This window comes from Nonomuraea mesophila (assembly GCF_004352805.1).
Taxonomy (GTDB): Bacteria; Actinomycetota; Actinomycetes; order Streptosporangiales; family Streptosporangiaceae; genus Nonomuraea; species Nonomuraea longispora.
This window is the reverse complement of the sequence record NZ_SMLD01000025.1, coordinates 54,783-77,216: the sequence shown is the minus strand read 5'-3', so window position 1 is coordinate 77,216 and position 22,434 is coordinate 54,783. Positions and strand designations below refer to the sequence as shown.

The 22,434-nt window shown below is 71.2% G+C and carries 20 protein-coding genes and 1 pseudogene; 14 read left to right on the top strand and 7 right to left on the bottom strand.

Features of this window, described 5'->3' with window-relative positions; genetic code table 11:
- On the top strand, window positions 1-1,025 hold a 1,025-nt coding region (locus tag E1295_RS12800), incomplete at its 5' end, for a lytic transglycosylase domain-containing protein (protein WP_132630468.1).
- Here the strand turns inward: E1295_RS12800 and E1295_RS12795 are convergent.
- Complete coding sequence (locus E1295_RS12795) at window positions 1,016-1,975, bottom strand: ferrochelatase (protein WP_220448678.1); 960 nt, start codon at window positions 1,973-1,975, stop codon at window positions 1,016-1,018. The two genes, E1295_RS12800 and E1295_RS12795, sit on opposite strands and share 10 nt — an antisense overlap.
- A 124-nt stretch (window positions 1,976-2,099) precedes the next feature.
- Between E1295_RS12795 and E1295_RS12790 the strand changes: the two genes are divergently transcribed.
- Both E1295_RS12790 and E1295_RS12785 read left to right on the top strand, forming a co-directional pair.
- Window positions 2,100-4,091, top strand: coding sequence for a S9 family peptidase (locus E1295_RS12790; protein ID WP_166427195.1), 1,992 nt, complete (start codon window positions 2,100-2,102; stop codon window positions 4,089-4,091).
- The gene (locus E1295_RS12785; RefSeq protein WP_132630466.1) at window positions 4,091-4,876 is read left to right on the top strand and encodes an inositol monophosphatase family protein; all 786 of its coding nucleotides are present in this window, start codon (window positions 4,091-4,093) and stop codon (window positions 4,874-4,876) included. Before E1295_RS12790 ends, E1295_RS12785 begins: the two co-directional genes overlap by 1 nt.
- An 87-nt stretch (window positions 4,877-4,963) precedes the next feature.
- On the opposite strand, the gene E1295_RS48645 is transcribed toward E1295_RS12785, so the two are convergent.
- Complete coding sequence (locus E1295_RS48645; protein WP_165974805.1) at window positions 4,964-5,128, bottom strand: hypothetical protein; 165 nt, start codon at window positions 5,126-5,128, stop codon at window positions 4,964-4,966.
- Window positions 5,129-5,362: 234 nt separating this feature from the next.
- On the opposite strand from E1295_RS48645, the gene E1295_RS12780 reads away from it, so the two are divergent.
- The 4 genes from E1295_RS12780 to E1295_RS12765 all read left to right on the top strand — a co-directional run bounded on the left by E1295_RS12780 (window position 5,363) and on the right by E1295_RS12765 (window position 8,770).
- Window positions 5,363-6,016: a response regulator transcription factor gene (locus E1295_RS12780; protein ID WP_132630465.1), complete on the top strand. Its 654-nt coding sequence runs from the start codon at window positions 5,363-5,365 to the stop codon at window positions 6,014-6,016.
- A 38-nt stretch (window positions 6,017-6,054) separates the two neighbouring features.
- On the top strand, window positions 6,055-7,323 hold the full coding sequence (locus E1295_RS12775; RefSeq protein WP_132630478.1) for a sensor histidine kinase: 1,269 nt from the start codon (window positions 6,055-6,057) through the stop codon (window positions 7,321-7,323).
- 309 nt (window positions 7,324-7,632) lie between these two features.
- Window positions 7,633-7,929: a DUF4193 domain-containing protein gene (locus E1295_RS12770; RefSeq protein ID WP_132630464.1), complete on the top strand. Its 297-nt coding sequence runs from the start codon at window positions 7,633-7,635 to the stop codon at window positions 7,927-7,929.
- Window positions 7,930-7,945: 16 nt separating this feature from the next.
- A complete protein-coding gene (locus E1295_RS12765; protein WP_246080002.1) occupies window positions 7,946-8,770 on the top strand; it encodes a hypothetical protein in 825 nt (274 codons plus the stop codon).
- Here the strand turns inward: E1295_RS12765 and E1295_RS12760 are convergent.
- The 3 genes and pseudogenes from E1295_RS12760 to E1295_RS52405 form a co-directional block, all read right to left on the bottom strand.
- Window positions 8,759-9,355, bottom strand: a complete 597-nt coding sequence (locus E1295_RS12760; protein WP_132630463.1) for a TetR/AcrR family transcriptional regulator — start codon at window positions 9,353-9,355, stop codon at window positions 8,759-8,761. The genes E1295_RS12765 and E1295_RS12760 overlap by 12 nt on opposite strands.
- A 4-nt stretch (window positions 9,356-9,359) precedes the next feature.
- A complete protein-coding gene (gene paaK, locus E1295_RS12755; RefSeq protein ID WP_246080001.1) occupies window positions 9,360-10,664 on the bottom strand; it encodes a phenylacetate--CoA ligase PaaK in 1,305 nt (434 codons plus the stop codon).
- Window positions 10,661-10,792: pseudogene (locus E1295_RS52405) on the bottom strand (hotdog family protein); the annotation flags it as partial. The pseudogene E1295_RS52405 and the gene paaK, both read right to left, overlap by 4 nt.
- Window positions 10,793-10,958: 166 nt before the next feature.
- On the opposite strand from E1295_RS52405, the gene paaN reads away from it, so the two are divergent.
- Genes paaN through E1295_RS12725 form a run of 5 tightly spaced genes read left to right on the top strand, consistent with a single transcriptional unit; the run spans window position 10,959 to window position 17,724 of the window.
- Window positions 10,959-12,605 (top strand): phenylacetic acid degradation protein PaaN, encoded by a 1,647-nt coding sequence (gene paaN / locus E1295_RS12745; RefSeq protein WP_132630462.1) that lies wholly within the window; start codon window positions 10,959-10,961, stop codon window positions 12,603-12,605.
- Between the two features lie 21 nt (window positions 12,606-12,626).
- A complete protein-coding gene (locus E1295_RS12740) occupies window positions 12,627-13,802 on the top strand; it encodes a thiolase family protein (protein WP_132630461.1) in 1,176 nt (391 codons plus the stop codon).
- Window positions 13,803-13,833: 31 nt separating this feature from the next.
- On the top strand, window positions 13,834-14,643 hold the full coding sequence (locus E1295_RS12735) for a 3-hydroxyacyl-CoA dehydrogenase family protein (RefSeq protein WP_132630460.1): 810 nt from the start codon (window positions 13,834-13,836) through the stop codon (window positions 14,641-14,643).
- Window positions 14,644-14,673: 30 nt separating this feature from the next.
- A complete protein-coding gene (locus E1295_RS12730) occupies window positions 14,674-16,272 on the top strand; it encodes an FAD-dependent oxidoreductase (protein ID WP_132630459.1) in 1,599 nt (532 codons plus the stop codon).
- Between the two features lie 18 nt (window positions 16,273-16,290).
- Window positions 16,291-17,724 (top strand): alpha,alpha-trehalose-phosphate synthase (UDP-forming), encoded by a 1,434-nt coding sequence (locus E1295_RS12725; RefSeq protein ID WP_132630458.1) that lies wholly within the window; start codon window positions 16,291-16,293, stop codon window positions 17,722-17,724.
- Here the strand turns inward: E1295_RS12725 and E1295_RS12720 are convergent.
- A complete protein-coding gene (locus E1295_RS12720) occupies window positions 17,657-17,941 on the bottom strand; it encodes a DUF4235 domain-containing protein (RefSeq protein ID WP_132335970.1) in 285 nt (94 codons plus the stop codon). The two genes, E1295_RS12725 and E1295_RS12720, sit on opposite strands and share 68 nt — an antisense overlap.
- A 107-nt stretch (window positions 17,942-18,048) precedes the next feature.
- Between E1295_RS12720 and valS the strand changes: the two genes are divergently transcribed.
- The gene (valS, locus tag E1295_RS12715; RefSeq protein WP_132630457.1) at window positions 18,049-20,526 is read left to right on the top strand and encodes a valine--tRNA ligase; all 2,478 of its coding nucleotides are present in this window, start codon (window positions 18,049-18,051) and stop codon (window positions 20,524-20,526) included.
- A 38-nt stretch (window positions 20,527-20,564) separates the two neighbouring features.
- Here valS and E1295_RS12710 read toward each other — a convergent pair whose 3' ends face one another.
- On the bottom strand, window positions 20,565-21,080 hold the full coding sequence (locus tag E1295_RS12710) for an ArsR/SmtB family transcription factor (RefSeq protein WP_132630456.1): 516 nt from the start codon (window positions 21,078-21,080) through the stop codon (window positions 20,565-20,567).
- A 55-nt stretch (window positions 21,081-21,135) separates the two neighbouring features.
- On the opposite strand from E1295_RS12710, the gene E1295_RS12705 reads away from it, so the two are divergent.
- A complete protein-coding gene (locus tag E1295_RS12705; RefSeq protein ID WP_246079999.1) occupies window positions 21,136-22,365 on the top strand; it encodes an MFS transporter in 1,230 nt (409 codons plus the stop codon).
- Window positions 22,366-22,434 lie beyond the last annotated feature (69 nt).

The following is a 22,434-nucleotide window of genomic DNA, read 5'->3' as shown; positions in this document are numbered from 1 at the left end:
CCCCCACGACCGCCCCCCGCCTCGACGAGATCGTGCCCTCGGCCGAGCCGGTCAAGGACTTCGGCGAGGGCGGCCCCAGCGTCACGCCGACCCCGCCGCGGGTGCTGGCGATCGCCCCCGCCGCCGTCCCCAAGCAGACGAGGTTCCGGCTCGGGGCGCTCGCGCACGTGCAGAAGGTGCTCGTGGTGGACGCGGGTGCGGTCAAGGTGTCGGGCACCGGGCTGAACCTGCTCGCCGTCGACCCGTCCGACTTCCGCTCGTGGACCCCGAAACCCGTCGCCGACCAGCCGGGCGTCTGGAGCGCGCTGACCCGGGGAGAGCTGGTGGCCGACGCCGCCGCGATGCGCAAGTACGGGATGGTCCTCGGCGCGACGTACCAGGTGGACGGCGGCCCCAGGCTGCGCGTCGCCGCCTCGGCCTCCCTCGGGCTCAAGGGCGTGGACGGGCTGGTCAGCGCCGACCTGGGCAGGTCGCTGGGGTTCGCGCCCGGCGTGGCGGTGCTGCTGCACGGCAAGCCCGGCAAGATCAGCGAGTCGGGCGTACGCAAGCTGCTCGGCAAGGACGCCCAGATCGTCCTGCTGGACGCCGCCGAGCGCACCGCCAAGAAGCAGGCGCCCGAGCAGCCGAAGAGCGTCAACGTGGGCAGGCCCGGCAGCTACCTGGAGCTGTACAAGGCCTCCGCCACCCGCTGCCCCGGCCTGTCCTGGACGGTGCTGGCCGCGATCGGCCAGGTGGAGAGCGGGCACGGCCGCAACAACGGCCCGTCGAGCGCGGGCGCGCTCGGGCCCATGCAGTTCATGCCCGCGACCTGGAAGCACTACGGCGTCGACGGCGACGGCGACGGCAAGGCCGACATCTGGAGCCCGTACGACGCGGTGCCGGGCGCCGCCAACTACCTGTGCGCCAACGGCGCGGGCAAGGGCGGCGAGAAGCTGCGCAAGGCCATCTGGTTCTACAACCACTCGTGGGACTACGTGAACAAGGTCATGGGCATCGCCGAGGCCTACGCCCGCACCTACGCCTGAGGGCTGCGACGGGGCGGCGGGCAGCAGGTCAGGGGGCAGGGCCGCGGCTCCGGCTCGTCCATCAGATCGCACACCATCCGCACGAACCGCGGATGCGTGCCGGCCGTCGCCGCCCGCTCCATCGGCAGGCCGAGCGCGTCAGCCACCTGCCTGGCCTCGGTGTCGAGGTCGTAGATGACCTCCATGTGGTCGGAGACGAACCCGATCGGCACCAGCACCACGGCCGGCGCGTCGGTCTTGCGCAGGAAGTCGCAGACGTCGGGCTCCAGCCACGGCACCTGCGGGGGGCCGCTGCGCGACTGCCACACCAGGTCCCACGGCGCGGTGCGGCCGAGCGCCTGGCTGACCAGCTCGGCGCTCCTGCGCAGTTGCGCTTCGTACAGGCCGCCGGACGGGCCCGCCGTCCCGGCCATCGAGACGGGGATGCTGTGGGCGGTGAACACCAGCCTGGCGTCGTCGCATCCGCGGTCGGCGAGCCGTTCCAGCGCCGCCCGCGTGTGGTCGGCCATCGCCGCCACGAACCCCGGGTGATCGCCGAAGTGGCGCATCTTCACCAGCTCGGGGCCCCCGTCGACCGAGATCCTCGCGATGTCCTCGTGGTATTGGCGGCAGCTCGAATAACCGGCGAACGCCGACGTGGCGAAGACCGCGGCCTTCCTGACGCCGTCGGCCTGCATCTGCCGCACGACGTCCTCGCCGAACGGGTGCCAGTTGCGGTTGCCCCAGTAGACCGGCACGCCGGCGACCGGGCGCAGCGCCTCGACCAGGTCGCGGTTCTGCTGGTTGATCGGGCTGACGCCGCCGAAGTCGTGGTAGTGCTCGGCCACCTCCAGCAGCCGTTCGCGCGGCACGCCGCGCCCGCGCACGACGTTCTCCAGGAACGGCAGCACGTCGTCGGGACCCTCGGGACCGCCGAACGACAGGACCAGCAAGGCGTCGTATGTTCCCACGTGACAAACCCTATGCGGGAACGCCGCCGGCCCTCTCTCCGGCCCGCGAGGGAACGAAGAACAGGCAAGGTCGGTGGCCGAGTCGCCGCACGCAGCTCGGCCACGGACAGGTAGGTTCGATCGGGTGAGCGCATTCAACGACATACGTGACTATGTGGCCATCCCTCGGGTCCTCTCGCTACGGCTCTCGCCGGACGGCTCCAGGCTGATCTCCGCGGTCCAGTCCCTGAAGGCCGACGGCACGTCGTACGGCACCGCGCTCTGGGCGATCCCGGCCGGCGGGCGCGAGGGCGAGCCGTACCGCCTGACCCGCTCCGCGAAGGGCGAGGGCGGGGCGGTCTTCACCGACGCCGGCGACGTGCTGTTCACCTCGGCCCGCCCCGACCCCGCCGTGAAGGACTCCACCGACGAGGTCGCCTCGTTGTGGCTGCTGCCCCGCGAGGGCGGCGAGGCCCGCCAGGTGGCCACCCGCCCTGGCGGCATCGGCGCGGTCCGCACGGCGGGCGACGTCGTCGTGTTCGCCGCCGACGTGCTGGACGGCGAGGCCGACACCGAGGAGGAGCGGCGCAAGGCCCGCAAGGACGCCGGGATCAGCGCCGTCCTGTTCGAGGGCTACCCGGTCCGCTACTGGGACCACGACCTCGGCCCCGGCCGCCCGCGCCTGTTCGCGGGCCGGCTCGGCGAGGACCGGCTGGAGGACGTACGCGACCTGACCCCCGACGCGGGCGAGGCGCTGCGCGAAAGCGGCTTCGAGCTGACCCCCGACGGCGCCACCGTGATCGCGACCTGGCGTACCTACCTGCCGAAGGGCGAGTGGCGTACCGACCTCGTCGCCATCGACGTCGCCACCGGCGAGCGGCGGGTGCTGCTCAGCGAGGACCGCCACGACTTCACCGGCCCGCTGGCGATCTCGCCCGACGGCCGCCGGGTCGCCTGCTCGCGCGAGCGGTTCACCGGCCTGGACGTCTCGGCGCGCAGCGAGTTGTGGATCGCCGACCTCGCCACGGGCCAGGGCCGCGCGTACGCGCCCGACCTGTTCCCCGCGGCCGTCGAGTGGGCGCCCGACTCCTCGGCCGTCTACCTCGCCGCCGACCACCAGGGACGCCGGCCGGTCTTCCGCGTCCCCGTGGCCGAGCCCGGCGAGGTGACCAGGCTGACCCGCGACGACGCCTCCTACGCCGCTCTGGCCGTCTCCGCCGACGGCCACGCCCTCTACGCGCTGCGCAGCGGCGTCGGCATCGTGCCCGGCCCGGCCAGGATCGACGTGGCGACCGGCGAGGCCGCCGACGTGCCCTCGCCCGCTCCCCGCCCTGAGGTGCCCGGCACGCTGACCGAGATCTCCGCCACCGCCGACGACGGCACCACCATCCGCGGCTGGCTCGTGCTGCCCGAGCACGCCTCCGCCGACGCGCCCGCGCCGTTCCTGCTGTGGATCCACGGCGGCCCGGTCGCCTCGTGGAACGACTGGCAGTGGCGCTGGCAGGCGTGGATCATGGCCGCGCACGGGTACGCCGTCCTCATGCCGGACCCGTGCCTGTCCACCGGCTACGGCCAGGAGATGATCGACCGCGGCTGGGGCAACTGGGGCCCCCGCACCCAGGCCGACCTCGACGCGATCGTCGACGTGGCCCTCGCCAGGGACGACATCGACGCCGAGCGCATCGGCGCGATGGGCGGCTCGTACGGCGGCTACATGGCCAACTGGCTGGCCGGCCACAGCGACCGCTACAAGGCCATCGTCACCCACGCCTCGCTGTGGAACCTCGACCAGTTCGCCGGCACCACCGACGCCGCCATGTTCTGGCAGCGCGAATTCGGCGAGCCCGGCTCCGAGCGTTACTCGCTGCTGTCCCCGCACAACTCGCTCGACAAGATCACCACGCCGCTGCTCGTCATCCACGGCGACAAGGACTACCGGGTGCCCATCGGCGAGGCCCTGCGGCTCTGGTGGGACCTGCGGCGTACGGAGGTCGACGCGAAATTCCTGTACTTCCCCGACGAGAACCACTGGATCCTCAAGCCGGGCAACGCCGTCGCCTGGTACGAGACCGTGCTCGCCTTCCTGGCGCAGCACGTGCTCGGCGAGGAGTGGAAGCGTCCGGAATCGGTGGCCTGATGAGCGACTTCCTGCGGCTGGCCGAGGACATCGCCCGCGAGGCGGGCGACATGCTCCTCGCCAAACGGCCCACCATGTCCGAGGAGATCGAGACCAAGTCCAGCCCCACCGACGTCGTCACCATTCTGGACAAGGCGTCGGAGGAGCTCATCCGGGAGCGCATCCTGGCCGCCAGGCCCGGCGACCGCATCCTCGGCGAGGAGGGCGGCGAGGCGCCAGGGGAGTCCGAGGTGCGCTGGATCGTCGATCCGATCGACGGCACCGTCAACTTCCTGTACGGGCTGCCCGACTGGGCGGTCTCGATCGCCGTCGAGGTGAACGGCGAGGTCGTGGCCGGGGTCGTCAACGCGGCGCAGCGCGGCGAGGTCTACACCGCCGCGCTCGGCGAGGGCGCCTGGCTCGGCGGCGAGCGGCTGCGCTGTACCACCGGGGTGCCGCTGGCGCAGGCGCTGGTGGCGACCGGCTTCGGCTACTCGGTGAGCCGGCGCGTCGTCCAGGGCGAGGTCGTGGCCGCGGTGCTGCCGCGGGTGCGTGACATCAGGCGCGGCGGCTCGTGCGCGATCGACCTGTGCTCGCTGGCGGCCGGCCGCCTCGACGCCTACTACGAGCGCGGCATCAACCACTGGGACTACGCCGCGGCCGGCCTGGTGGCGACGGAGTCGGGGGCCAGGCTCGGCGGGCTGCACGGCAGGCCGGTGAGCCCCGGCTTCGCGTTGTGCGCGGCGCCCGGCCTGTTCGAGGAACTGCACGACCTGCTGGTCCCGCTCGACCCCGAGCGGGACTGAGCGGCCCCCGCGCGGGCCCGCGGGGGCCCGCGGGGGCCCGGAAACGACGAAACGGCCGGAGCGAGAGCTCCGGCCGTTTCGATCGGGTCAACGGGGCAAGGGTATGCCATGATCGTCGGCCAGCCGACGCAGATCTTCGATCTCGGCGGTGAGCGTGTCGGCGAGGTAGTCGTCGCCGACGCTGCGGGCCTCACGGAGGCCCTTATAAGCCTGGTCGAGGCGGTGTTCGATCGTGGTCGTGAACTCGCCCATCTCACCTACTCTCTAGGGGTTCGACTCGTGTGGGAGCGACGCACGCCCATTGCCGGTTGATGTCCTGGCGATGGGTGTCCCGCAGGCATACCCCGGGTCGTCGTCCCCCGAAACATGAATTTCGCCGTGCTCTGCCTCACCCTGGCGTCACCAACCCCTGAACATGCCTTACCGTGCGCTTATCGACGCTGTGGACAGAATGTGGGACCAGAACCGGAGAGAGGTGTGCCAGGCGTGCGGGTGCTGGTGGTTGAGGACGAGCGCGTGCTCGCCGACGCGATCGCGACAGGGCTCAGGCGCGAGGCCATGGCGGTGGACGTGGCCTATGACGGCGGGGGCGCGCTGGAGCGCACCTCCTACATCGACTACGACGTGATCGTGCTCGACCGTGACCTGCCGGTCGTGCACGGCGACGAGGTGTGCCGCCGGCTGGTGGAGCAGCGGAGCGCCTCCCGCATCCTCATGCTGACCGCGTCGGGCGACGTGGACGACAAGGTGGAGGGGCTCGGCCTGGGGGCCGACGACTACCTCGCCAAGCCGTTCGTGTTCGTCGAGCTGGTCGCGAGGGTGCGCGCGCTCGGCCGCCGCTCCGCGCCCGCGCTGCCGCCCGTGCTGGAGCGGGCCGGGATCCGGCTCGACCCGGGCAAGCGGCTCGTGCAGCGCGACGGCAAGGAGGTCGTGCTGACCAAGAAGGAGTTCGCCGTCCTCGAGGAGCTCATGCGCGCGGAGGGCGCCGTGGTCAGCCAGGAGGACCTGCTGGACAAGGCGTGGGACGAGAACATCGACCCGTTCACCAACGTGGTCCGGGTGACCATGATGACGTTGAGGAAGAAGCTGGGCGAGCCTCAGGTGATCGAGACCGTCCCAGGGGTGGGGTACAAGTTGTGACTGAACGGCCAGAGCGGCAGGCGGGGCCGACGCATCCGATGATCAGCCCGCATTCCGAGCGGAAGGCGACGCGGGTCCAGCAGGCGCCGCCGCCCAGCGGGCCGCCCGCCTGGGACGGCCCGCCCCCGCCGCCGGCCCAGCCGCCGGTGCAGCGCACGCCGATGGAGCGGATGAAGGACCTGCCCGGCAGGGTCAGCATCCGGTGGCGGCTGACGCTCACCTACGGCGCGCTCGTCTTCGCGGCCGCCGCGGTGCTGCTGTTCTCGGTCTATGTGATCGTCGGTACGGCCATCGACTACGCGTGGCCCTCCATCAACTGGGGGCTCGACCCCGTCCAGAACACCCGGCTCGACGCCGCGTGGCAGGAGTTCCAGCGGCAGGCGGTGCAGGACGCCCGCGACGCCCTGTTCAGCAGCGCGTTCCTGGCGCTGTTCGGGGTCGGCATCCTCGCGCTCATCATCGGCTATTTCGTCGCCGACCGGGCGCTGCGGCCGGTGGCGCAGATGACCGCCACGGCACGCAAACTGTCCGAGAGCACCCTGGCCCACCAGCGCATCGCCCTGGAAGGCCCCAACGACGAGCTGAAGGAGCTGGCCGACACCTTCGACGCCATGCTCACCAGGCTCAACATCGCCTTCGACACCCAGCGCAGATTCGTGGCCAACGCCTCGCACGAACTGCGCACCCCCCTCACGATCAATCGCACGGTCCTGGAGATCGCCCTGTCGGACCCCGAGGCGTCGGAGGACCTCAAAACGCTCGGCCGTACCCTGCTCGAGGTCAACGCGCGCAACGAGAAGCTCATCGAGGGGCTGCTGCTGCTCGCCAGGAGCGAACGCGAGCTCGCCGTGCGCAAACCCCTGGACGTTCAGGACGTCGCTCAGACGGCCGTGGAACAGGTCACGCCCTTCGCCCAGGAACACGGGGTCAGCGTGACGACCGAACTGGTCAGCGCGCCTACCATCGGCGACCCGGTGCTGCTGGAACGCTCCGTCAGCAACCTGCTCGAGAACGCTGTGAAGTACAACATTCCCGAAAACGGAAAAGTGTGGATCCGGACGGGAATGGCGGACGGTGCCTTGGTTGTTCAGGTGGCCAACACGGGACAGCACGTCCCGGCGTACGAGGTGAACAGCCTGTTCGAGCCGTTCAGGAGGCTCCACGCCGACCGCGTGGATTCGGCCAAGGGATCGGGTCTCGGGCTGTCCATCGTCCGTGCGGTCGTACATGCCCACGGCGGAAATGTGACCGCCGTGCCGCGCGATGGTGGAGGGCTGGTCGTGACCATTCGGCTTCCGAGACGCTGACATCGGCGTTGCGGTGTCGCGTTCGTGCGCGTGTTGAGGAGCGGGGGGCGTCTCATTGGTGCCGCACATGTGGTTGGATGTGCCGTCGAACACGGTGGTGCATGACGCCAAGGCTGTGGGTTTCGCCATATTTGGCTAACCAATGCCCTCGGCAGCAGGCCCTGACGTGTTGGGAGGTTCGTTGTCCGTTTCCTCGGGGTACCGATGGGAAATCTCTCCGGCGGAACGGGCACAAGACGGGCCTCCCGGACGTTAGAAGACGCGCGACGAGCGCGAAGACATATGGATGAGGGGGATGGAGTAAGCACCATGGCTACCGACTACGACAGCCCGCGCAAGACAGACGACGACCTGGGGGAGGACAGCCTCCAGGAGCTCCAGGCGCGGCGCACCGACAAGTCGTCCGGCAGCATCGACATCGACGAGACCGACCTGGCCGAGTCGCTGGAACTGCCCGGTGCCGACCTGTCGAACGAAGAGCTGTCCCTGAGGGTGATCCCCCGCCAGGCGGACGAGTTCACCTGCTCGCGCTGCTTCCTGGTGCACCACCGAAGCCAGCTGGCCTCCGAGAGGAACGGACAGCAGGTCTGCCGGGAGTGCGCCTAACCAGAGGAGGCATCGCGTGGCCGAGACCGAGAGAGAACACCACGAGGGCAACGAGGTCGCCGACCCCGATCGCGAGGTCGGCGAACTCGTAGGCAAGCTCACCCGGCCCGGTGAGCTCGAGCCGGCCGAGCGGCGCAGGCTGCTCGGCCGTCTAGCCCAGGCCCTGTCCGCCGGAGCGAAGCGGGCACGCGCGACCGGCGCGGGCCGCGGCCGCTGGCTGGCCGACGTCTTTCTCAACATCGCGCCCCGCATCCCGATCAGGGACCTGCACACCCTCTCCGACCACCACCACGGACTGACCGGCGAAGAACTCGCCGACGACCTCGTACGCACCGCCCAGAAGGCCACGATGACCGTCGGCGCGATCGGCGGGGCCCTCGCGGCCGCCGAGTTCGCCGCACCACCCCTTCTGCTCTCCGCCCCCGCGCAGCTCGTCGCGGAGACCATCGTCGTCGCCGCCATCGAGGTCAAGCTCCTGGCCGAGCTGCACGAGGTCTACGGCGTGCACGTCCAGGGCACCGGAGCGCAGCGCGCGGTCGCCTTCACCTCCGCCTGGGCCAAGCAGCGTGGCATCGACCCCCTCACACCCGCCTCCGTCTCGCTCGCCCTCGGCGCCGCCACCAAGACCGCCCTGCGCAACCGCCTGCTCCGCACGCTCGGCCGCCACCTGACCACGCTGGGCCCGTTCCTCACCGGAGCCGTGGCCGGCGGCGCGCTCAACCGCATCGCGACCAAAAAACTCGGCGAGGCCGTACGCGACGACCTGCGCGTCAAGCGGCCGTTACCCTCGACCGAGCAGCGCGAGCTCGGCCACCGCAAGCGCGACGAACTAGACCCTTAGCCCGTTGAACGCCATCTTGAGCAGCGCGTCGGCCACATCGTCCGACGAGGCGCCGCGCAAGGGCTGATACCAGTCGGCGATCGAGTTGACCGTCCCGAACAACAGCCGCGTCACCAGCGCCGGATCGACGTCCGGCCGGATGCTCCCCTCTGCCGCCGCCTCCTTGACCAGGCGGCTGATGAAGGCGTCGAACTCCCGCCGCCGCTCCAGCGCCGCCTGCTCCGTGCGGCTGTTGCCGCGCACCCGCAGCAGCAGCGTCACGTACGGCAGCCGGTCGACGAGGATGCGCACGCTCTGCCGTACGACCCACTCCAGGCGCTCGATCGCGGGACCCGAGGCGGCCCGCTCGTCGGCGACCATCTCGGACAGCCCGTCCAGCGCCCGGTCGAGCGCCCGCGCGAGCAGCTGCTCCTTGCCGGGCACGTGGTAGTAGATGGCCGACTTGGTGACGCCGAGCGCCCTCGCCAGGTCCTCCATGCTCGTCCCGTCGTAGCCGCGCTCGTTGAAGACGCCCACGGCGATGGAGAGCACGGACTCGGGGTCGTGCCCGCGCCGGCGCTGGCGCGTAGGGGTGGGGGTGGCCATGTCATCAATTATCGCTGGTTATCCGCCTGTCGATGACGCGTTTCAGCTTGCCGGCCGACCGTTCCAGCGTCTCCGGGTCCACCACCTCGACCTCAACGCTCACGCCCACGGTCGCCTTGACCAGGTGACGCAGCGCCGCACCCGCCTCGATGCCGCCCGCGAAACCGGGCCGGGCCTCGACCCTGACCGTCATCACGTCGAGCCGCCCGGGACGGGTCAGGTGGAGCTGGAAGTGCGGCGACAGGCCGGGCGTACGCAGCACCAGCTCCTCGATCTGGGTGGGGAACACGTTCACGCCCCGCAAGATGATCAGGTCGTCGGTGCGACCGGTCACCTTCTCCATCCGTCGGAAGGCCGGCCGGGCGGTGCCGGGCAGCAGCCTGGTCAGGTCGCGGGTGCGGTAGCGGATGACGGGCATGGCCTCCTTGGTGAGGCTGGTGAGGACCAGCTCGCCCGATTCGGCGAGCTCACCGGTGAGGGGATCGACCGTCTCCGGGTAGAAGTGGTCCTCCCAGACGTGCAGGCCGTCCTTGCTCTCCACGCACTCGTTGGCCACGCCGGGCCCCATCACCTCCGACAGCCCGTAGACGTCCACGGCGTGCAGGTCGAAGCGGTCCTCGATCTCCTCGCGCATCCGCTCCGTCCACGGCTCGGCGCCGAAGATGCCGATCCGCAGCGAGGACGCGCGCGGGTCCAGCCCCCGCGCCTCGAACTCGTCCTGCAGGGCCAGCATGTACGACGGCGTGACCATGACGATGTCGGGCCGGAAGTCGGTGATGAGCTGGACCTGCCGCGCCGTCATCCCGCCGGAGACCGGCACCACGGTGCAGCCCAGCCGCTCGGCGCCGTAGTGGGCGCCCAGGCCCCCGGTGAACAGGCCGTACCCGTAGGCCACGTGCACGAGGTCGCCGGGCCGGCCGCCGGAGGCGCGGATCGACCGGGCCATGACCTCGGCCCACACGTCGAGGTCGTTCCTCGTGTAGCCGGCCACGGTCGGCCGGCCGGTGGTGCCGCTGGAGGCGTGGATCCTGGCCACCTGCTCGCGCGGCACGGCGAACATGCCGAACGGGTAGCCGCCGCGCAGGTCCTCCTTCGTGGTGAAGGGGAAGCGGGCCAGGTCGCCGAGCTGCCTGCAGTCGTCGGGGTGCACGCCGGCCTCGTCGAACTTGCGCCGGTAGAGGGGGACGTTGCGGTAGGCGTGGGCGAGGGTGCTCCGGAGCCGTTCGAGCTGCAGCGCCATGAGCTCGTCACGCGAGATCCGCTCGATCGGGTCGAGCTCTCCGGGGTCCGGGGGTTGTCCTCGTCTCACGTCAGCTCCCGGCTCCGGCCGCGGAACTCCGCGACCACCTGACCGTCCGGCCCGCGCACGGTGATGTCGTAGATGCCGCTGCGCCCGTAGCGGGTGCGTTCGGCGGCGGCGGCCACCAGCTCGTCGCCCGCGCGTCCCTCGCCCAGCTCCATCAGCTCGATGCCCAGGGCCGCGGAGGCGGTGTCGGCGTCCATCATGCGACGCGCGCTCTCCAACGCAGGTCTCCCTTGTCAACTGACTGAATGTTCGGTAAACACTTCACCGTCCGGACGATCGCTGTCAAGAGGGTGGACCATGTTCGAACAGCACCGCGAGACCCTGGAGCAGGCCCTGTCCGCGATCGCCGGACGCGGCTACTGGAGTGCCTACCCCGAATCGCCCAGCCCGCGCGTCTACGGCGAGGGCGCGGCCGAGCGCGGCAAGGAGGCGTTCGAGTCCCTCCTCGGCAAACCCTTCCCGCTCGACCAGCCGGGCACCGGGACGTGGATCGGCGCCGAGCGTTCGCCGTACGGGATCGACCTCGGCGTCACCTACCCGGAGCCGGTTCCCGGCGACCTGGTCGCGGCCGCGCAGGCGGCGCTGCCCGCCTGGCGGGACGCCGGGCCCGAGGCGCGCGCCCTGGCCTGCGTCGAGATCGTCGACCGCATCAACCAGCGCGGTTTCGAGCTGGCCAACGCCGTGCAGCACACCAGCGGGCAGGCGTTCGTGATGGCCTTCCAGGCGGGCGGGCCGCACGCGCAGGACCGCGCGCTCGAAGCCGTCGCGTACGCCTACGCCGCCATGACCTCCTCGGCCTCCGCCGCCCGCTGGGAGAAGCCGGCCAAGGGCGAGCCGCTGGTGATGGAGAAACGGTTCACCGTCGTGCCCAGGGGCGTCGCCCTCGTGATCGGCTGCAACACGTTCCCGACCTGGAACGCCTACCCGGGGCTGTTCGCCTCGCTCGCCACCGGCAACCCGGTGATCGTCAAGCCGCACCCGCGCGCCGTGCTGCCGCTCGCGATCACGGTGCAGATCGCCCGGGAGGTGCTGGCCGAGGCCGGGTACGATCCCGCGCTCGTCACGCTGGCCGCCGAGGAGGGCCACGGCCTGGCCAGGACGCTCGCGACGCACCCCGGCATCCGCATCGTGGACTTCACCGGGTCGACGGAGTTCGGCGACTGGCTGGAGCGCAACGCCACGCAGGCGCTCGTGCACACCGAGAAGGCCGGGGTCAACACGGTGGTCATCGACTCCACCGGCTCCTGGAAGGGCATGCTGGGCAACCTGGCGTTCTCGTTGTCGCTCTACAGCGGCCAGATGTGCACCGCGCCCCAGAACATCCTCGTCCCTGCGGGCGGCATCGAGACCGACGAGGGGCACAAGAGCTTCGACGAGGTCGCCGCCGGGCTGGCCGCCGCCGTCGGGCGGCTGCTCGGCGACGACGCCCGCGCGGTCGAGCTGACCGGCGCGCTCGTCAGCCCGGACGTGCTGGCCAGGGTGGAGGCGGCGCCGTCGCTCGGGGAGGTGGTGCTGGCGTCGCGGGCGCCCGCGCATCCGGCGTTCCCCGACGCGGTGATCAGGACGCCGGTGATCGTCCGGGTCGATCCCGGCAAGCAGGAGGTCTACGGCCGCGAGCACTTCGGGCCCATCTCGTTCGTCATCCCCACAAGCTCGACGCAGGACAGCCTCGACGTGCTGCGCCGCACGATCAAGGCCCGCGGCGCGCTCACCGCCTCCGCCTACTCCACCTCCTCCGACGTGCTCGACCAGGCCGAGCGGGCCGCCATCGACGCCGGCGTCAACCTGTCGTGCAACCTGACCGGCGGCGTGTTCGTCAACCAGTCGGCCGCGTTCAGCGACTACCACGGCAGCGGCGCCAACCCCGCCGCCACCGCCTCGCTCACCGACCCCGGCTACGTCGCGGGTCGCTTCCATGTGGTGCAATCCAGGCGACCGGCATGAATCCCCCACACGAGGAGTGACATGACTGAGGTGTACCTGGTCGGCGGCGTACGCACCCCCATGGGCAGGTACGGCGGCGCGCTGGCCGCCACCCGGCCCGACGACCTGGCGGCCCTGGTCGTCGGCGAGGCGGTGCGCCGCAGCGGCGCCGACCCCGAGGCGTTCGACGAGGTGGTGCTGGGCGCCGCCAACCAGGCGGGCGAGGACAACAGGAACGTCGCCCGCATGGCCACCCTGCTGGCCGGGCTGCCCGCGACGACGCCCGCGTACACCGTCAACCGGCTCTGCGCCAGCGGCCTGACCGCGATCGTCTCGGCCGCGCAGGCGGTGCGCGCGGGAGAGTCGGACCTCGTGGTGGCGGGCGGCGTCGAGTCCATGACCCGGGCTCCCTGGGTGATGGCCAAACCCGGCACGCCCTGGGCGAAGCCGGGCGAGGTGGTCGACACCTCGCTCGGGTGGCGCTTCCCCAACCCGAGCTTCGACGCGCGCACCACGATGTCGATGGGCGAGACGGCCGAGGAGGTGGCCGCGCTCGACGGCATCACCAGGGAGGAGTCCGACTCCTGGGCGCTGCGCAGCCACACCCGCGCGGTGGCGGCGGCCAAGGAGGGACGCTTCGCCGCCGACCTCGTACCGGTGGGCGAGGTGAGCGAGGACGAGGGCCCGCGACCCGACACCTCGATGGAGCGCCTGGCCAGACTGAGGACGATCTTCCGCGACGGCGGCGTCGTCACGGCGGGCTCGTCGTCCCCGCTCTCCGACGGCGCGGCGGCCGTGGTGGTCGCCGGCGAGGAGGCCGTACGCCGCCACGGCCTGACGCCGCGGGCCAGGATCGTCACCGGCGCGTCCGCGGGCGTCGATCCCCACCTGATGGGCCTCGGCCCGGTGCCGTCCACGCGCAAGGCGCTGGCCAGGGCCGGCTGGGAGTCCGCCGGCCCCGGCGGGATCGACACCGTCGAGATCAACGAGGCGTTCGCGCCGCAGCTGCTCGCCTGCGTACGCCGGCTCGGCCTGGACCCGGAAACGGTCAACGCCGACGGCGGCGCCATCGCGCTCGGTCACCCGCTGGGCTGCTCGGGCGCCCGCCTCGTCGTCACGCTGCTCGGCCGCATGGAGCGCGAGTCCGGCCGTCGCGGGCTGGCCAGCCTCTGCGTGGGCGTGGGTCAGGGCGTCGCGATGCTGGTGGAGGCCCCATGAACGCGGGCGTCGCGACGCTGGTGGAGGCCCCATGAACGTGGCCGTGATCGGCGGCGGCCGCATGGGCGCCGGCATCGCGCAGGTCTTCCTGACCGCGGGCGATCACGTCACCGTACAGGAGCCGCAGGCGGAGGCCGCCCGGCGGCGCATCGCCGACGGCGTGGCCATCGCCGAGTCCAAGGGCCTGGTGGACAAGGACGCGGCGCTGGCCCGCCTGGCCATGGCCGAGGTGCCCGCGGACGCCGGCCTGGTGATCGAGGCGGTGCCCGAGGACGCGGCGCTCAAGGCGGAGGTGCTGGCCGAGGCCGAGGCGCGGGTGGGGGACGACGCCGTGCTGGCCACCAACACCAGCTCGTTGTCCATAGCCGAGCTGGCCGCGGCGCTCGACCGTCCCGGGCGCCTGATCGGCCTGCACTTCTTCAACCCGGTGCCGGTCCAGCGGCTGGTGGAGATCGTGGTCACCGGGGCCACGCCGGCCGCCGTACTCGAACGTGCCAAGGAGCACGTCGAGCGCATCGGCAAGACCAGCGTGGTGGTCGGCGACTCGCCGGGGTTCGCCACCAGCCGGCTGGGGGTGCTGCTCGGGCTGGAGGCCGTCCGCATGGTGGAGGAGGGCGTGGCCTCGGCCGAGGACATCGACACGGCCATGACGCTCGGCTACGGCCACCCCATGGGGCCGCTCGAACTCAGCGACCTGGTCGGCCTCGACGTGCGGCTGGCCATCGCCGACTATCTGCACGCCAGGCTCGGGCCCCGCTTCGAGCCGCCCGCGCTGCTCCGGGAGAAGGTCGCCGCCGGTGAGCTGGGCCGCAAGACCGGGAAGGGCTTCTACCAGTGGTGATTTGATCACGGACAGTCAGGAGGGTGGGCGATGTCCGAGCCGTTCGCCTCGCCGGCGGATCCCGGTGGGAAGCGGCAGCCCTTGGAGACGCGGGCCGGTGACCCGCAGGTGATCGTCATCGGGGCGGGCCCGGTCGGGCTGAGCGCGGCGCTGCTGCTGGCCCGGTGGGGCATCCGGGTGCTGGTGCTCGACCAGCGCCCGGAGCGCGGACGGGGCGGGTCGAAGTCGATCTGCCAGCAGCGCGACGTGCTGGACATCTGGTACGCCGCCGGCGCGGGCCGGATCGCCGAGGAGGGCCTGGCCTGGACCACCTCCCGCACCTTCTACCGGGGCCGCGAGCTGTTCTCGTGGTCGTTCGAGGAGGAGGGCCCGCTGCCGGCGTGCGTGAACCTCTCCCAGACCCGCACCGAGCAGATCCTCGACGCGGCCGTGGCCGCCCGGCCGCTCATCGAGGTGCGCTGGAACCACGAGGTCACCGGCATCACCCAGGACGCCGCCGGCGTCACCGTCCACTGCGGCGCCCGGCTGCTGCGCGCCCCCTACGTGCTGGCCTGCGCGGGCGCGAGGGCCCAGCGGGTGCGCGAGGCGCTCGGCGTCACGTTCGACGGGCAGACCTACGACGACCAGTTCCTGATCTGCGACGTCAGGGCCGACCTGCCGGGCCGGGAGAACGAGCGCCACTTCCACTTCGACCCCGCGTGGAACCCGGGCCGCCAGGTGCTGATCCATCCGTGCCCCGGCGGGACGTTCAGGATCGACTGGCAGATCGCGCCCGACTTCATCCCGGCGGACGCCGACCGGGCGCGGGCCATCCGCAGGGTCGTCGGGGACCGGCCGTACGAGTTGTCGTGGCACAGCACGTACCGGTTCCACTCGCGGATCGCCTCCCGCATGCGCGTCGGCCGGGTGCTGCTCGCCGGCGACTGCGCCCACCTGGTGGCCCCGTTCGGGGCGCGCGGGCTCAACTCCGGCGTCCCCGACGCCGAGAACGCGGCCTGGAAGCTGGCTTTCGTGCTCAACGGATGGGCAGGGGAGGGGCTGCTGGAGACGTACCACATCGAGCGGCACGCGGCGGCGCTGGAGAACCTGGAGGTCACCGCGGCCACCATGCGGTTCATCGCGCCGAGAACCGTGGAGGAGCGGATGCGCAGGAGGACGGCGCTGGAGGGCGGGCGGATCGCGGAGATCGACTCGGGCAGGTTCGCCGAGCCCTTCTGGTACGTGGACTCGCCGCTCACAACGCCGGATCCGGGCCGTCCGTTTTCCGGCAGGCCGCCCAGGGACTCACCCTGTGTGCCCGCCCCTGGAGTGATTCTTCCGGACGTGCGGTTGCCCCAGGGCAGGCTGCGGGAGTTCTGCCGGGACGGTTTCCTGGTTCTACTGGGTGAAATGTGCGATTCGCGTTTGTTTGTGCAGGTTGTGGGCAAGGTCATTAGGGCGCCGCTCGCCGTACGTGGGTTCGCGGAGATGGACGGGACAGGCTCGCTCGCCGAGAAGCTCGGCGCCGGGCCCGATGAGGCATGGCTCATCAGGCCCGACTCCCACATCGCCGCGATCATCCCCCATGCGGGGCCGGAGTCGGTGGCGGTCGCTATGAGTCGCGCTCTTGGCGGCTCTCCCGGCATTTGACCCCTAGAGGAGGACTGCGTGACTGGCCGTAGCTCGTTTCTGATCGTCGCGAACCGGTTGCCGGTGGACCGCACGATCGAGCCTGACGGAACGGCCTCGTGGCGCAGGAGTCCTGGCGGGCTCGTCACGGCGATCGCACCGGTGATGAAGCGCCGCCACGGAGCCTGGGCCGGCTGGCACGGGGCGCCCGACGAGAAGCTCGAGCCGTTCGAGCATGACGGCATGAACCTCGTCCCGATCCCGCTGTCCGCCAGCGAAGTTGAGCTGTACTACGAGGGCTTCTCCAACGCGACCCTGTGGCCGCTGTACCACGACGTCGTCGCCCCACCGGTCTACCACCGGGAGATGTGGGAGGCCTACCGCTCGGTCAACGAGCGTTTCGCCGCCGCTGCCGCCGAAGCCGCCGAACAGGGCGCCGTCGTGTGGGTGCAGGACTATCAGCTGCAACTGGTGCCCGCGATGCTCCGCAGGTTGCGGCCCGACCTGCGGATCGGGTTCTTCCTGCACATCCCGTTCCCTCCGACGGAGCTGTTCTGGCGGCTGCCCTGGCGCAAGGAACTGGTCGAAGGGCTGCTCGGGGCCGACCTGGTCGGCTTCCAGCTGCCCGGCGGCGCCTCCAACTTCCGCCGGCTGTGCCGGCGGCTGCTCGGGCTGCCGTACAAGGGGAACGAGATCTTCCTCGACGACCGCATCGTCACCACGCAGGCGTTCCCGATCTCCGTGGACTTCGCGCACCTCGACTCGCTCGTACGCGAGGCGCACATCGCGGCCAGGGCCAAGGAGATCAGGGTCGAGCTGGGCGACCCCGAGCACGTGCTGCTCGGCGTGGACCGCCTCGACTACACCAAGGGCATCGGCCAGCGGCTGGAGGCCTTCGGCGAGCTGCTCAACGACGGGCGGCTGCAGCCGAACGAGGCGGTGTTCGTACAGATCGCCACGCCGAGCAGGGAACGGGTGGAGGAGTATCGGCGCCTGCGCGACGACATCGAGCTCCAGGTGGGCCGGATCAACGGCGAGCACGCGCAGCTCGGCTACCAGCCGGTGCAGTATTTCCACCAGTCCTACGACCAGGAGGAACTGGCCGCGCTCTATCTCGCCGCCGACGTCATGGTCGTCACCCCGCTGCGCGACGGGATGAACCTGGTGGCCAAGGAATATGTCTCCTGCCACCACGACCTCAACGGCGCGCTGGTGCTGAGCGAGTTCACCGGGGCGGCGGACGAGCTGCGCCAGGCGTACCTCGTCAACCCGTACGACGTGGAGGACGTCAAGCGCCAGATGATGACGGCCATGCGGGCCACGCCGCACGAGCTGGCCCGCCGGATGCGCACCATGCGCCGCCGGGTGGCCACCTATGACGTGGACCGCTGGGCGAGTGAGTTCCTCAATGCCCTGGAGTCACCTGCTTCACAGCCTTCCACGCGTCGTAACGCTTCTTGGCGGTCCGGTTGACCACGATCTGGGCCACGGACATGCCGACGCCCATGAGCACGGCGTAACCGATGGCCTCACCCAGGCTGACCTCGGGTGAGTCTGTGTCGATGGGGGGCTCCTTGCCGGTCGCCTTCACCCAGACGAACCCGAGGATCTTCCTGGCCGCCCAGGCCGTCACGAGCCCCACCAAGCCGCCGATGACCCGCCAGGCCACGTCGGGCTTGTCCTCCGCCATGCCGATCTCCCTTCCCGTTGGTAACGAACACTAGTCTGTACTGCTTCCCGTGCGCCGAAGCCGTAGCATAAGGAGGCATGACTCAACAGCGACCAGGCCATGCCTCCATGCCGGAAAAGCCCACCCTTGAGGGTTTGGAGCAGGTATGGGTAGCTCGTTGGGACGCCGGGGACACCTACCGTTTCGACAGGTCCGCGCCGCGCGAGCAGGTCTACTCCATCGACACGCCGCCGCCCACCGTGTCGGGCTCGCTGCACATCGGGCACGTCTTCTCCTACACCCAGACCGACATCATGGCCCGCTACCAGCGCATGATCGGCAAGTCGGTGTTCTACCCCATCGGCTGGGACGACAACGGCCTGCCCACCGAGCGCCGGGTCCAGAACGTCTACGGCGTGCGCTGCGATCCGTCGCTGCCCTACGACCCTGACTTCGTCCCGCCGGACAAGCCGGGCAAGCGCGACGTGCCCATCTCGCGGCGGAACTTCGTGGAGCTGTGCCACAAGCTGACCGCCATCGACGAGCAGGTGTTCGAGGAGGTGTGGCGGCGGGTCGGCCTGTCGGTCGACTGGTCGCTGCTCTACACCACGATCAGCGACGAGTCCCGGGCGGTCTCCCAGCGGGCGTTCCTGCGCAACCTCAAGCGCGGCGAGGCCTACCTCGCCGAGGCGCCCACGCTGTGGGACGTCACCTTCCGCACCGCCGTCGCGCAGGCCGAGCTCGAGGACCGCGAGTGGCCCGGCGCCTTCCACAAGATCTCCTTCTACGGCGAGCAGGGGCCGGTCTGGATCGAGACCACCAGGCCCGAGCTGATCCCGGCCTGCGTGGCGCTGGTCGCCCACCCCGACGACGAGCGCTACCAGCCGCTGTTCGGCACGTCGGTGCTGACGCCGCTGTTCGGCGTCGAGGTGCCGGTGCTGGCCCACCGCCTGGCCGAACCCGACAAGGGCACCGGCATCGCGATGATCTGCACGTTCGGCGACATCACCGACGTCACCTGGTGGCGTGAGCTGCAGCTGCCGACCCGGCCGGTCATCGGCTGGGACGGCCGGCTGCTGCCCGAGCCGCCCGAGGGCGTCGACGGCGAGCCGTACAAAGAGCTGGCGGGCAAGACCGTCCACAGCGCGCGCGAGCGGATCGTGGAGCTCCTGCGCGAGGCCGGCGACCTGGAGGGCGACCCCAAGCCGGTGCGGCGCACGGTGAAGTTCTACGAGCGCGGGGACAAACCGCTGGAGATCGTCACCACCCGGCAGTGGTACATCCGCAACGGCGGACGCGACGAGAAACTGCGCGAGCGGCTGCTGGAACGGGGCCGTGAGCTGGTGTGGCACCCGCCGCACATGCGCGTCCGCTACGACAACTGGGTGCAGGGGCTCACCAGCGACTGGCTGATCTCCCGCCAGCGCTTCTTCGGCGTTCCCTTCCCCGTCTGGTATCCGGTCGACGCGTCGGGACGGCCCGTCCACGACGCGCCCCTCATGCCGGCCGAGGACACCCTGCCGATCGACCCGTCCACCGACGTGCCGCCCGGCTACGCCGAGGACCAGCGCGGCGTGCCCGGCGGGTTCGTGGCCGACCCCGACGTCATGGACACCTGGGCCACCTCGTCGCTGACGCCGCAGATCGCCGGCCGCTGGGAGAGCGACGACGACCTGTTCAAGCGGGTCTTCCCGGCCGACCTGCGGCCCCAGGCGCACGAGATCATCCGCACCTGGCTGTTCTCGACCGTGGTCAGGTCGCACTACGAGTTCGACGGGCTGCCGTGGCACAACGCGGCGATCTCGGGGTGGATCCTCGACCCCGACCGCAAGAAGATGTCCAAGTCCAAGGGCAACGTCGTCACCCCGCTCGACCTGCTCGACAAGCACGGCTCCGACGCCGTCCGCTACTGGGCGGCCAACGGGCGCTACGGCGTCGACACCGCCTTCGACGCCGGCCAGCTCAAGATCGGCCGGCGGCTGGCGATCAAGATCCTCAACGCCTCGAAGTTCGTGCTCGGACTGGCCGGCAGCGAGGGCGACGTGACCGAGCCGCTCGACCTGTCGATGCTGGCCGCCCTGTCCGACACCGTACGCGAGGCGGGGGAGGGGCTCGCCGCCTACGACCACAGCAGGGCGCTGGAGGCCGTCGAACGCTTCTTCTGGGCGTTCTGCGACGACTACCTGGAGCTGGTCAAGGCCCGCGCCTACGAGTCCGGCCCCGCCGCGGCCTCCGCCCACGCGGCGCTGCGGCAGGCGCTCGACGTGCTGCTGCGGCTGTTCGCGCCGTTCCTGCCCTTCGTGACCGAGGAGGTGTGGTCGTGGTGGCGCGAGGGCTCGATCCACCGCGCGCCGTGGCCTCAGGTCAGGCGCGGCGACGGCGACCCGGCGGTGCTGGCCGTCGCCTCGGAGGTGCTCGGGCGCGTGCGCAAGGCCAAGTCGGAGGCCAAGCTGTCGATGCGGGCCGAGGTCAGCAGGCTCACCGTCACGGGCCCTGAGACCGCGCTCGTACGCCTGGCTCAGGACGACCTGTGCGCGGCGGGCAATGTCGAGGAGTTCGTCCTGGAGCACGGCGACGCGCTGCACGCCGAGGTCCATCTCGGCTGAAACCCGCACGCCGGGCGCCCCTGCGCGGGGGCCCGGCGTCAGCGGTCCCTGCTGACGTCCTTGTGCAGGGCGAAGAAGAGCGAATAGGCCTCCCCGTCGGGTGGTGTCCGCCCGCGGAAGTCCTCGAACACCTCCGCCAGCCGCCGCCGCAACTCGGTGTGTCCCTCGGCGGTGAGCCTGAGTCCCAGCCTGGTGAGGTCGACCTCCTCGACGTCGACGAGCCTGACCTCCTCCAGGAACGCATCGAGCATGGCCGCGTTCGCGCCGGTCACCCCGCTCTCCTTGACGTCCATCTCCCACGACTTGCCGGTGGCCCGGTAGGGGATCTCCGTGGAGCCGCGCGGGCCGGGACGGTGCGCCTCGGCGGCCAGGAAACCGGTGTCGACCAGCTTGCGCACGTGGTGCAGCGTGGTGGCGGGGTTCGCGCCGAGCCGTCCGGCGATCTCCTTGTTGGTGAGCGCCTCGTCCAGGCAGAGCCGCAGGATACGCAGACGCACGGAGGAGGCCAGGGCGCGGGCCTCCTCCTCGGTGGCGGGACGGCGATGAGGGCCCATGACAGGCCATCGTAACCGATTGATATTTCTCAATCGGTCGTGCGATGCTCATCGGGTGACCTTGCTGAGCGATCGCGGCTTTCGCCGGCTCTTCCTCGCCGACACCGCCAGCCAGGCGGGCAGCCAGGTGCTCGTGCTGGCCCTGCCGCTGGTCGCGGTCTCGGCGCTCGACGCCTCGGAGCTCGAGGTGGGCGTGCTGGCCGCGTTCCAGACCCTGGCCTTCGTGCTGATCGGGCTGCCCGCGGGCGCGATCGTCGACCGGTTGCCCAAGCGGGCCGTGATGGTGGTCGCCGATTGGGTGCGCGCCCTCGTGCTCGCGTCGGTGCCGGCGGCCTGGTGGCTCGGCGCGCTCTCGATCCACCAGCTGTACGCCGTGGCGCTCGCGCTCGGCGTGTGCACCGTGTTCTTCGACGCCGCGTACCAGAGCTATCTCCCGCACCTCGTGGGGCGTGAGCGGCTCGTCGAGGGGAACTCGGCGCTGGAGGGCGTGCGCACGGTGGCCCAGCTCGGCGGGCCCGGAGTGGGCGGCTACCTCATCCAGTTCCTCACGGCGCCGTTCGCGCTGGCCGTGACGGTGGCCGGGTTCGCCTGGTCGGCCGTCTGCCTGGCGACGATCCGCCGGCCCGAGCCCCGCCAGAAGCACCCGCGCGCCCACCTGGGCAAGGAGATCGGCGAGGGCGTCCGGTTCGTGCTCGGGCACCCGCTGTTACGCCGCATCGCGGCATGCGCCGCCACCGCCAACCTGTTCGTCTCGATGAGTCAGCCGGCGATCCTGCTGCTGCTGGCCAGGGAGCTCCGCCTGGAGGCGGGCACGATCGGCCTGCTCATGGCCGCGGGCGGGGTCGGCGGTGTGTCCGGCGCGCTGCTCAACGCCCGGCTGGCCCGCAGGTTCGGGCAGGGACCGACGATGTGGCTGGCCATCGCGCTGACCGCGCCGCTGATGTTCCTGCTCCAGTGGGTGGCGGCCGACTGGCGGCTCGCGCTGTTCGTGGTGTTCGAGTTCTTCTTCGGAGCAGGGGCGGTCGTCTTCAACGTCACCCAGCTCAGCTTCCGCCAGGCCATCACGCCGGAGCAGCTGCTCGGCCGGATGAACGCCACCATCCGCTTCCTCGTGTGGGGCATGATGCCGCTCGGCGCGCTGTTCGGCGGAGTGCTCAGCGAGGCGGTCGGGGTCAGGCACACGCTGCTGGCCGCCGCCGCCGGCGTCTGCCTGCCGTTCCTGTGGCTGGTCACCTCGCCGCTGCGCGGCATGCGCGAGCTGCCCATGACCGGTGACCGGCGCTAGCCACGCGCGCCGGGCACGACGGCGTCGGCGCGGCCCGCACGAGATCACGCCAGGGCGATAACCGCGCGC

Coding starts and splice junctions, on each gene's coding strand:
- E1295_RS12785 (WP_132630466.1), top strand. CDS start 4,091: ATGAGCGACTTCCTGCGGCTGGCCGAGGACATCGCCCGCGAGGCGGGC.
- E1295_RS48645 (WP_165974805.1), bottom strand. CDS start 5,128: ATGGGCGAGTTCACGACCACGATCGAACACCGCCTCGACCAGGCTTAT.
- E1295_RS12775 (WP_132630478.1), top strand. CDS start 6,055: ATGATCAGCCCGCATTCCGAGCGGAAGGCGACGCGGGTCCAGCAGGCG.
- E1295_RS12770 (WP_132630464.1), top strand. CDS start 7,633: ATGGCTACCGACTACGACAGCCCGCGCAAGACAGACGACGACCTGGGG.
- E1295_RS12760 (WP_132630463.1), bottom strand. CDS start 9,355: ATGGCCACCCCCACCCCTACGCGCCAGCGCCGGCGCGGGCACGACCCC.
- paaN (WP_132630462.1), top strand. CDS start 10,959: ATGTTCGAACAGCACCGCGAGACCCTGGAGCAGGCCCTGTCCGCGATC.
- E1295_RS12740 (WP_132630461.1), top strand. CDS start 12,627: ATGACTGAGGTGTACCTGGTCGGCGGCGTACGCACCCCCATGGGCAGG.
- E1295_RS12735 (WP_132630460.1), top strand. CDS start 13,834: ATGAACGTGGCCGTGATCGGCGGCGGCCGCATGGGCGCCGGCATCGCG.
- E1295_RS12730 (WP_132630459.1), top strand. CDS start 14,674: ATGTCCGAGCCGTTCGCCTCGCCGGCGGATCCCGGTGGGAAGCGGCAG.
- E1295_RS12720 (WP_132335970.1), bottom strand. CDS start 17,941: ATGGCGGAGGACAAGCCCGACGTGGCCTGGCGGGTCATCGGCGGCTTG.
- valS (WP_132630457.1), top strand. CDS start 18,049: ATGCCGGAAAAGCCCACCCTTGAGGGTTTGGAGCAGGTATGGGTAGCT.
- E1295_RS12710 (WP_132630456.1), bottom strand. CDS start 21,080: ATGGGCCCTCATCGCCGTCCCGCCACCGAGGAGGAGGCCCGCGCCCTG.